The following is a 10,796-nucleotide window of genomic DNA, read 5'->3' as shown; positions in this document are numbered from 1 at the left end:
GCATCAAAATCCCCGAAGGGACGGAATCGCGTGCTCTTGCCGCGCCTGGGGCTCTGGTAGGGCCATTTCAACTGGGTCTGGTGCTCCGGCATGGCCGGGTCGAAGAAGGGACCGGCCTCGACCACAGCGACCTTCAGGCCGGCCTCCGACAAAACTTTGGCCGACATACCGCCTCCTGCTCCCGAGCCTACTATGATAGCATCGTAAACAGTGCTGTTCTCTATAATCTGCATGGATATATGTTTGGTTTAGTTTTATTTTGCTTTAAATCAACTCATTACCCTATAATCGAAAAGGGGTAAATTGATGTTTTGTGCAACTAGTGCGTTTTAAAGATACTTTTTCCATGAATAAAAACAGGAAGTTTTATCAAATTTTCATTTTAATAGTTGATAGAATAAACTCATCAAAATACCCGATATTTGAAGAACGAACCCCCTAAACCTCGGGATAATTATGGGAAGATTTTTTACGCCATTCGTACTTTTTCTTATCACTTTGAACACTTTGTTGGCTCAAAAAGGGAATATCTCCGCCTTAAAAATAAAGGATATTATGCAAGGGGATGACTTTGTCGGACATAGGCCGTCCAGCCCCTTTTGGTCCACCGATGGAAAAACCTTGTACTTTGACTGGAATCCTGAAAGTGCCATGAGCGATTCTCTTTATGCGTACTCCGTCAATAGCAAAAACATTAAAAAAGTTGGTTTTTTGCAAGCCAATGCTCTTCCCTCATCTAGATTAACATACAACCAAAGCAAAACAAAGGCGGTTTATGCCAAAAACGGGGATGTTTTTTTGTTGGATCTTGACACCCATCAATCCACGCCCATTACCAAAACCCAAGAACGGGAAAGTAACCCACATTTTACCGATGATGGAAAAAGCATAGCTTTTGTGAAGGACGGGGAGCTTTATACTTGGAACGTGGCTTCGGGACTAATAGAGCAAAAGACACATTTTGTAAAATCCAAAAACGATGAGCCGCAGCGCGATTCCAAGGATGAATGGCTGTACCAAGACCAATTGATGATTTTTAGTGTGCTGCAAGAGCGAAAAGCAAAAAGAGATGCTGGGGAACAGATCAGCAAAAAACTGGAAACTCTACAACCACTGGAACTCGAAACAGGTGGAAAAAGGGTCATCAGTCTGCAAATAGACCCTTCCGGTTCCTACATCACCTATATTTTGATGGACCGTCCTGATTCCAAAGGAACCATTGTGCCCCATTTTGTAACGGAATCGGGCTATACCGAAGATCAAAACACCCGCTCCAAAGTAGGTGACGAACCCACACAGTACGAAATGTTTGTGTACGATGTGGAAAACCGCAAAAACTATCCCGTGGTTTTGGATAATCTGGAGGGTTTGGACTATGTTCCGGAGTACACCAAGGATTATCCGGACAAAACGTATGAAAACGAGGACCGTATCGGATATATTAACGCGCCTAACTGGAACACGGATGGCAGCAAAGCTGTTTTGGACATCCAAGCCAACGATTACAAAGACCGTTGGCTTGTTTTACTGGATCCAAAAACGGGCAAAGTGGAGCAATTGGACCGCCAACATGATGAAGCTTGGATCGGAGGCCCAGGCATAGGCCGCTATCGAGGAGGCGATTTAGGATGGATGCCCGATGGCAATAAAATTTGGTTCATGTCCGAAAAAACAGGGTATTCCCATTTGTACACCATGGACATCAACAACAAGAAAACCAAGGCCTTGACTTCTGGGGAGTTTGAAATTTATGATGCTTTCCTATCCAAAGATAAAAACAGATGGTATTTTACTTCCAACAAGACCCATCCGGGCGATCGTCAATTCTATTCCATGGCACTCAAAGGTGGAAAATGGGAAAAATTGACCGATATGGTCGGCAGAAACGATATAGTGCTTTCCCCCAACGAGAAAAAAATGGCCATTCTCTACTCGTATTCCAACAAGCCTACGGAATTGTTCATTAAAGATAATCCTGTTGAGACAGGTGGAAATCCCAAAGCAGAGCAAATCACCAAATCCAATAGTGATGCATTTAATGCATATGATTGGAAAGATCCGGAAATCATTACGTTCAAGGCATCGGATGGTGCAAAAGTTCACGCAAGATTGTACCAACCCGAAGCTTCGGTGAAAAACAAGGCCGCCGTTATTTTTGTGCACGGCGCAGGGTATTTGCAGAACGCCCACAATTGGTGGAGCTCCTATTTTAGGGAATATATGTTCCACAATCTGTTGGTGGACAACGGCTACACCGTTCTTGACATTGATTACCGGGGAAGTGCTGGGTATGGCAGAGATTGGCGTACCGGAATTTACCGACACATGGGGGGCAAGGATTTGTCCGATCAAGTGGATGGTGCCAAAATGTTGGTGGATGATTACGGTATTGATACAGATAAAATCGGTATTTACGGGGGGTCCTACGGCGGATTTATCACCTTAATGGGCATGTTCAACGCACCAGATACCTTTAGTGCCGGTGGTGCAATCCGTTCCGTAGGGGATTGGGCGGCATACAACCATGGCTATACCGCTAGAATCTTGAACACCCCGGCAACGGATAGTTTGGCTTACAAACGCAGTTCGCCCATCTATTTTGCCGATGGTTTGCAAGGTGACCTTTTGATTCTGCACGGCATGGTGGACGATAATGTGCATTTTCAGGATATGGTCCGGCTTTCCCAACGTTTGATCGAACTCGGAAAAGAAGACTGGGAAATGGCGGTCTACCCTGTGGAACGACATGGTTTTGTGGAGCCCAGCAGTTGGACGGACGAGTATACCCGTATTTTTAAGCTGTTTCAAAAATCACTTTTAGGGAAAGAATAAATAAAATGTTTTATCGAGAACAGACTGATTTGAAAGAAAACTGTCCTCGGTATCCTCCCAAAAGTTGGACAGGCTTTTTCCCAAAGGAAAAACTCGAACTGGCCTTTCTATTTCAATGCTGCTAATTGAAGTGACTCAACACATCCAGAACAAAAAACTTTCAACAAAAAAACATATCTTCCTGCCTGAAAATTAACAAACAAGCTGCATGAAAGCATTGTTAAAAGCACTCGGCCCTGGCCTTTTGTTCGCCAGCATGGCCATTGGTACCTCACATTTGGTCCTTTCCACAAAAGCAGGAGCCCAATATGGATGGATAATGGTAATTCCCATTGTCCTGGCCAACCTGCTCAAATATCCTTTTTTTGAATTTGGGGTACGATACACCACTGTGACGGAAAAAAGTCTGATCGAGGGATACACCAATTTGGGCAAGAACTATTTGTACATCTATGCCTTTGTCACCCTGATCTCCACTTTTACCATTTTAGCCGCCCTTTATGTGGTAACGGCAGGTTTATTCATCAATCTTTTTGAAATCACTTCGGTTGGTGCCGGAATCGTGTCGTTGGGATTGTTTGTCTTTATCGGTTTGATTTTGATTATTGGGAAGTACCGATTTCTTGAAAATTCTTTGAAAGCGGTCATTACCATACTTTTTATCGCCTTGTTGGCCACAACCGTAATGGTGTTGCAAAAAGGTCCCGTACCCAATAGCGTATCCTATCAACGGCCTGAAATTTTCAATGAGGTCGGGATTTTGTTTTTAATCGGTCTTGTGGGGTGGATGCCCACGGCCGTAGAAGCATCGGGCTGGGTGAGCCTTTGGGGCATGGAAAACCTAAAGACCATGAAGAACAAGCCCACACTTAAACTTGCCCTTCAAGAATTTAACGTAGGTTATATCTTAACGGCTGTTTTGGCGCTGTTTTTTATGGTCATTGGTTGGATGACCCTGTATGGTACCGGAACCGAACTCAGCGGCAATGCCGTGGTTTTTGCCGACCAGTTGGTCAATCTGTTCACCACACATATTGGCAATTGGGCCTACTTTTTTATTGCCATAGCTGCTTTTGCGACCATGTTCAGTACTTGCATGACCGCCCATGACGCTATTTCCCGTGTGAGTTTGGACGTGCTTCAAAAACTATATCCTAAGAAAAATATCTACAACCAAAAACATGCTTTCGCCTTGATGGTCATTGCAATGGCATGGATCAATTGGATAGTGATCAGTCTGTTTAGTGCCAATATGGGAGATCTGGTCGGGTTGGCTACGTTTGTGTCCTTTGTTTTTGCCCCACTTTTGGGATGGATGAACCTAAAAACGGTAACCGGAAAAGATGTCCCAAAGGAACATCAGCCTAAAATGGGACTAAAAATGCTTACCTATTGTGGGATGATTTTCCTTTCACTGTTTGCGCTGTATTATTGTTGGATGTTGTTGGTCTAGCTTTAATCAAAAAGCACATTGTCATTAAGAACAACGATTAAAGAGCGCTGGTTTTTTTTGTGCAAGGTTTCCAAACAGAACACGCCATTGGTACAATTGTTCAAGATATTGTCCTCTCCATAACCTACGGAATACAAGATATTGCTTGCCGGAACACCGTTTTCCACCAAATATTTTTTAATGGCATCGGAGCGGGCTTGGGTAAGCCGAAAATTGGTACTGCTCCCTCCCCTGCTATCGGTATACGTTTCAATTCTGAGCTGGGCACGGGGAAACGCATCAACAAAATCAATGACTTTGGCAAGCTCGCTTTTGATTTCATCCGTTAGTTGTGTGGAACTGGTGTTGAAATAAAAATCGTCCATTTTCACCACTTTCTGGCCCTCGCGCTCTTCCACTAGATCATTGTAAAAGGCGACGGGTACATCAAAAATGCTGTTTTGCAAGGCATCCAACTCATCGTGGTTAAATTTTTTGATAAATCTTGAATAACGCTCTTTGGATACATCCAACACCAACTCGGGCTCATACGGGATTTCCAGTCTGTACTGGCCTTCTTCATCCGAGGTGGTCTCTGCCAACATTTCCCCGTTCATATCCCAAAGACTCACTGTTGCATTAGGCACTATTTCGGATGCGCTGCTCGCATTCACAACGGCACCTTTAAAGGTAATGGTCTTGAGGCCGGGTTTTTCGTCAACCTTAAAGCCATAAATATCATCTTTACCTTTTCCGCCGGTACGGTTGGATGCGAAATAGCCCAACAATCCATCGCCATCATTTCTAATGATCATTCCAAAATCATCGAATTCGGTATTAATGGGTGCTCCCAGATTGATAGGGATTCCGAAACCTTCGTCTTCAATATTGGATTTGTAAATGTCCATACCACCAAGTCCGAAGAATACGTCCGAAGCAAAATAAAAACTGTTCTCAAAAATAAAAGGTGCGATTTCGTTACCGGAAGAGTTGATACGTGGCCCTAAATTGATCGGGGCGGACATTACCTGTCCATTATTGGTGTACACAAAATAAATGTCCGTTCCCCCGTAGCCCTCTTCAAAATCTGCAGAAAAGTAGAGTTTTCCGCTGGCATCATCGTAAAAAGGGTAATAGAAAGAGGTGCTCAAATCCTTTAGCAACAATTGGTAGGAACCTCCAATGTTTTGCTTTGCAATGGCCAAGGCGTTTTTACCGTTTTCATCAAAGGCCAGTTCGCCATCTTGCGTATTGGACAGCACATAAAACACACTGTTCAATCCAGACGAAAAAAACGGTGTCGCTTCATGATAATCGGTATCCTTTAGTTCTTGGAAAGATTGGAGAGCGGTGATTTGCCCAGTAGGTTGAATCTCGGATTCATAAATATTGAAATAGCCTTCATTACCTGGTTCGTACCGTAGTTTTTTGTTGACTTGACGCCCGCTGGAGAACAATAACTTATCATTGTAAAAGCTAGGGGCAAAATCCGTTTGGGGGCTATTGCCCTCCAAATTGAAGATTTCGTACTCCAACTGATTTCCATCCGCGCCATTTTGCAACAACTGATTGTTGAATTCCATGTTCTCCATCAGTTCCTTTGGAAAATTTGATGATATACTGGTCAAAAAATCCCTTTTCCCATCGACGTTCTGACTTTTGGATAGGCTCTGCAACATTTTATTGTAATGGTGCGTGTCCATCAAAGTGTCTTGGTCATAGATTTTCATGTAGGCTTCCGAAGCCTTGTCGTAATTATTTGTTTCAAAATAAGCATCCGCAAGGTTCAGGAACTGCTGCTTGGTCAACACACCTTCAGAAAGTTCTTCTTCGTATGCATTGACTGCTTTTTGGTATTCGTATTGAAAAAAGAAAACATCGCCTTGTGACTTCTTTTTTTGGGCGAAGCAGAAAACCACACCCAGTAGGGATGCCAAAAGTGATATCTGTATTTTTTTTGTATGGTTCATGTTAGAAAAATCTTGGGGAATCTATCTGCTTACCTTTATTTTTTGATTTTTTGTTCTTTGAATTGTTATTTCCAAAACCAAAACCGCCTCTACCTATATAAAATTTTAAAATGGCTTCATGCGAACCGCCACTGTACTCGCCCAAACCATTGGTATTATAATCGTAAGAGTATCCAATGAACATTCCGTTGGAAATTTGGAATCCAGCCAGTCCGCTCACGGCATTATCAAATCTGTATGAAGCTCCAATGGTCAATGCATCAATAAATTGAAAATTGGCCGACAGGTTTACGGTTACCGGGGAACCCTGAAGATAATTCACCAAAAAGGCCGGTTTAAATTTGGTTTGTTCTCCCAACTCGAACACATAGCCCCCAATGGCATTGAACTGCATATTGTCTTCTACAATGGTCGCCACTTCATCATTATATAGAGCATTGGTCAAAAAATTGGGCACTGAAATTCCCAAATACCAGTCTTCTTTGTGGTACATAAACAGTCCTGCACCCACGGTCGGATAGAAGTTGCTATAATTCCCTCCCAAGATGGAGCCATCCGATGGGTCTTCAAAAGTACCTTTGGAATAATCAATGTTCAAGGACGAACCTCCTGCATTAAGTCCAAAGGAGAGTTTAGTGTCTTCGGATAATTGAATTTGATAGGAATAGGCCACATCAAAATAGGTTTGTGTGGATGGTCCCAAAACATCGTTCACAATATTGATGCCCAGTCCCATTTTTTCGTTGTTGAAAGGAATGTTGGCACCCCCGCGAATGGTGGTAGGCGCCCCCGGGATATCCACCCATTGTGCACGGTACAATCCAATAATTTCCGGGCTCTCCACAGTTCCCGCATAAGCTGGGTTAAAACTGCCTATGTTGTACATGTATTGGGTATATTGTGGTTCTTTTTGGGCATGTGTGTAGCCAAACGCCATACAAAGCACCCCTAGAACCATTCCGTATTTTGAAAAACCTTTTTTATCTGGCATTTTAGTTGTTCCTTACAATTTGAATCCACCCTTTTACCACGTCCGTTCCGTCGCCGTTCAGGTCCAAAACATAGAAATAGGTGCCTTTGGGCAAATCTCCGTTTTTGCCCGTGCCGTCCCACGAACTGTCGTATCCGTTCATTTGGAAGACGCTGTTGCCGTAGCGGTCGAATACTTCGAATGAATTATTTGGATAGCTTGTGTGGTCCACAAGGGTCAATGTATCGTTACGTCCGTCTCCATTGGGAGAAAAGATGGTACAAATGGTTCCCGGGTCCTCGCATCCGCTACGATTTACCTGAATTTGCACTGTAGCTGTATTGTTGCCAGCTATACCATCATTTGGAAATGAAGACACAAGATTTGCTGTGTTTTCCAAGGCTCCAGATTCTGTAACGGTTACCGAAATCTCCAGGGTCACTTGCTCTTCGGCATCAAGTTCGTCAATGATCCATTCTCCTGTGGTTTCATCATAACTTCCTTTGGAAGGAGTACTGGATTGATATTGAAAACCATTTCCCAAAAGGTCGCTCACCACAATATCCAATACCCTATCCATGGTGGTATTTTCCACAGTAATGGTAAAGGTGATATTGGAGTTCAACAGCACTTCCGTTTCGTTCACTTCTTTGGTTATCGCCAAATCTATATCCTCGGGATTACAATCTGGCGTCAAGAAAGGATCACAAGCATCCAAAGGATCGGTTGCATTTTCAGGTACAGCATCGGTGCTTGAATCATCCACCGCCAATACTTCTTCGCCATCTGTCAGGCCATCGCCATCCGTATCGGGATCATTGGGGTCGGTGCCCAAGTTAGTTTCTTCCCCATCGGTAAGCCCATCACCGTCAGTATCTACGGTACAATCACTTACCGAGATGGTCACTTGCACGGATGTTGGTAGGCAAGGAGCTTCGGTGGCAGTGGTATATTCAAACACATAGTCGCCCGTAGCCAATCCCGTGAAATCAATATTATTATCGGAACCAATGCTAAGATCTCCGTTGGATGGGTCTGTAATGATGGCCCAAGTTCCAGGATCTGCCCCGATGAGGGTATCATCTAAATCTATCACATTAGGTCCTCCATTTCCTGCTACATTACAGGCCGAAGTATTTGTTGCTGTACCTGCATTTGGTGTATCGGTAATGGTAGCCACCACCTCCACGCGATCAGATTCGCATCCATTGGCGGAAGCTGAAACATAAAAAGAGGTTGTTTCGGTCAAAGTATTTGTTGTGTAAGTAGCACTTGTACCAACAATACTTCCACCCGTTGGGGCATCGTACCATGTATAGCTGATGGTACTCTCATCTGCTACCGATGCACTAGCTGTTAATATTAACGTAGCGGCATCACAACTGGAATCTCCACTGGTCATATCAATTGTCGGGGTAAAATTACGTACCAAAGTAATGGCCAGAACTGGGCTACCACATTCGTTGACCTCATCGTAGTAAAAGCCGTAATAGGTTCCAGGTTCCACTACATTGCTGCTATTAAGGTGTGCTCCAGTTTCTGAAGGTTCCGAACTCGTACTCCAAATAAGAGTGGTTCCTGACGGGGCAGTACTCGACACATAACTGCTCAAATCCGTATTTACTTCATCACAAAATTCGATGGTGGTATCATCTCCATTAAACGTTGGGGCCGTATCTCCTGCGTCGCAAGGGCCGGAACAATCGTCAACCGTTATGATTAAATTTACCGTTTTGTCGGAACAAACTCCTTCTGCCGTAGCTGTGTAGGCAAAAATATAGTCTCCTATAGGTTGACCATCAAAATTCACCACATTATCTGTATCTATGGTTATAGCTCCACCTGATGGGTCCGTAGTGATACTCCAAAGCCCTGGATCTGCTCCAGAAAGTTGATTATCCAAATCTATGGTGGTGCCACCGTTCGAAGAATCTGCACAAACCCTGGCCCCAGTTGTGGTTCCAGGATTGGGTTCTTCGTTTACGGACAAAACAACCTGAGCTGTATTCGAACTAGCACAATTATTTAAACTATCGTAATAAAATCCGTAGTAGGTGTTATTATTGGCCACTTGTGCACCTGTTACAACACTTGAAGCCAAATAATCCGCTGTTACACTTGAGTCAGGGTTTGAGCTCCAAACCAGTTCTGCTCCAGTTGGTGCAACTTCATCTACATAATTATCCAAATCCTGAGTAAAATCATCAAAACTTGCTACACAGAACTCATTACCTGCATCGTTAAGTGATGGGGATGTTGTTCCTGCATAGCAGGTTTCTTTGGTTGCAGTATCCTCTGCCACATCTCCATCTCCATTTGTATTGGAAAGGATTACGGAAAGTGTGATTGTACCATTACCAAGACCACTTAAATTTACCCCTGTTATGTGTTCGTTTGCTGCGGATACCGTTCCAGAACCGATAACATTTGTACCGCCTCCATCACTGCTGAAGGTATAATTGTAACTAGCACCTATTTCTGCACCTGAAAAGGTATAACCAATATTGGTATCATTCCCTGAATTAATGGGGTCTTGGTCAATAGTCACACCATACCCTGATGGTACTGCGACAAGTTTAGTAGCTGTATCGCTAGCTATTTGTCCCGAGCCGTTATCATTACTCAAGGTTACATCCAAAGTAATTGTACCATCTGCAAGACCGCTAAGATTTATATTGTTTATTTGTTGTGAAACCGATGTAATCTCACCAGACCCCATAACATCAGTGCCCCCTCCATCACTACTAAAAGTATACTCATAATCAGCTCCAAAAACTGCATTTGCAAACGTAAAGCTTACATCATCCTCATTGTCTGAATCTATTAAATCCTGATCTATCGTTACACTATACCCTGTTGGCACTGTTGTGTCTTTTATTGCAGTATCAGTAGTTTCTGGTCCTTCCGTACCCAGAACATTGGTAATGATTACTGCAAGGGTAATCACACCATCTGGCAAACCGCTCAAATCAATATTGGAAACAGTTCTATTCGAAGTAAGAACTGTTCCACTACCCGTTACGGATGTTGTATTGCCATCACCATCACTGGTAAATGTATAATCGAATGTGGTAAGAAATGTTGGGGCATTGGAAAAAGAAAAACTAACATTTTCTTCATTGGTAAGATTAATCGGATCTTGATTAATGGTCACTGTATACCCACTAGGTTGATTATCATCTTCACTGGTTATGGTTACCGTAGCACTGTTTGGCGAACCAATTGTATATCCAACCCCTGTATCAAGGGTTACTATTACCTCTTCGTCCAATTCTGTGAGATTATCGTCTCTAGGATTAACCGTGATCACCGCAGTCTGCTGACCATCAATAACATCCACACTACCCAATAACGCATCATAATCATCATCTGGTGTTGCATCTCCCGAAACTACATAATCTATTGTTATTGGTGAACCTGTTTCATTAACCGCACCAATATCCACTGTAAATACTCCCTCTTCCGTACCAAGTTCAGCTGCTGTATCATCTGTTGCAGTGATTGACACAACTGGAGTATCATCATCGTTTATTGTAATGCTGGCGGTAAGGTTCGCAGGCGCAGGGTCCAACGTAGCAGACCCACTGGTGAC

At 43.4% G+C, this 10,796-nt stretch carries 6 protein-coding genes; 2 read left to right on the top strand and 4 right to left on the bottom strand.

Annotated elements, in window-relative coordinates; translation table 11 throughout:
* Nucleotides 1-233 (bottom strand): FAD-binding protein (locus VM932_RS03170; protein ID WP_326277112.1); only part of this gene is annotated, 233 nt, incomplete at its 3' end.
* Nucleotides 234-456: 223 nt separating this feature from the next.
* Here VM932_RS03170 and VM932_RS03165 point away from each other — a divergent pair.
* Together VM932_RS03165 and VM932_RS03160 are read left to right on the top strand one after the other, a co-directional pair.
* A complete protein-coding gene (locus VM932_RS03165; protein WP_326277111.1) occupies nucleotides 457-2,832 on the top strand; it encodes a prolyl oligopeptidase family serine peptidase in 2,376 nt (791 codons plus the stop codon).
* Nucleotides 2,833-3,040: 208 nt separating this feature from the next.
* The gene (locus tag VM932_RS03160; RefSeq protein WP_326277110.1) at nucleotides 3,041-4,285 is read left to right on the top strand and encodes an NRAMP family divalent metal transporter; all 1,245 of its coding nucleotides are present in this window, start codon (nucleotides 3,041-3,043) and stop codon (nucleotides 4,283-4,285) included.
* Between the two features lie 2 nt (nucleotides 4,286-4,287).
* Here the strand turns inward: VM932_RS03160 and VM932_RS03155 are convergent, their stop codons facing one another.
* The 3 genes from VM932_RS03155 to VM932_RS03145 all read right to left on the bottom strand — a co-directional run.
* Nucleotides 4,288-6,234, bottom strand: a complete 1,947-nt coding sequence (locus VM932_RS03155; RefSeq protein ID WP_326277109.1) for an OmpA family protein — start codon at nucleotides 6,232-6,234, stop codon at nucleotides 4,288-4,290.
* A gap of 1 nt (nucleotide 6,235) precedes the next feature.
* Nucleotides 6,236-7,225: a PorP/SprF family type IX secretion system membrane protein gene (locus tag VM932_RS03150; protein WP_326277108.1), complete on the bottom strand. Its 990-nt coding sequence runs from the start codon at nucleotides 7,223-7,225 to the stop codon at nucleotides 6,236-6,238.
* Between the two features lies 1 nt (nucleotide 7,226).
* A partial coding sequence (locus VM932_RS03145; protein ID WP_326277107.1) for a T9SS type B sorting domain-containing protein occupies nucleotides 7,227-10,796 on the bottom strand: 3,570 nt, incomplete at its 5' end.

This window comes from Flagellimonas halotolerans, from assembly GCF_035818535.1.
GTDB lineage: Bacteria > Bacteroidota > Bacteroidia > Flavobacteriales > Flavobacteriaceae > Flagellimonas > Flagellimonas halotolerans.
Note: the sequence above shows the minus strand (reverse complement) of the source record. Positions and strands in the feature narration are given on the sequence as shown.

What these genes read in the sequence shown, in the direction of transcription:
- VM932_RS03155 (WP_326277109.1), bottom strand. Translation starts at nt 6,234, where the DNA reads ATGAACCATACAAAAAAAATACAGATATCACTTTTGGCATCCCTACTG.
- VM932_RS03165 (WP_326277111.1), top strand. Translation starts at nt 457, where the DNA reads ATGGGAAGATTTTTTACGCCATTCGTACTTTTTCTTATCACTTTGAAC.
- VM932_RS03160 (WP_326277110.1), top strand. Translation starts at nt 3,041, where the DNA reads ATGAAAGCATTGTTAAAAGCACTCGGCCCTGGCCTTTTGTTCGCCAGC.
- VM932_RS03150 (WP_326277108.1), bottom strand. Translation starts at nt 7,225, where the DNA reads ATGCCAGATAAAAAAGGTTTTTCAAAATACGGAATGGTTCTAGGGGTG.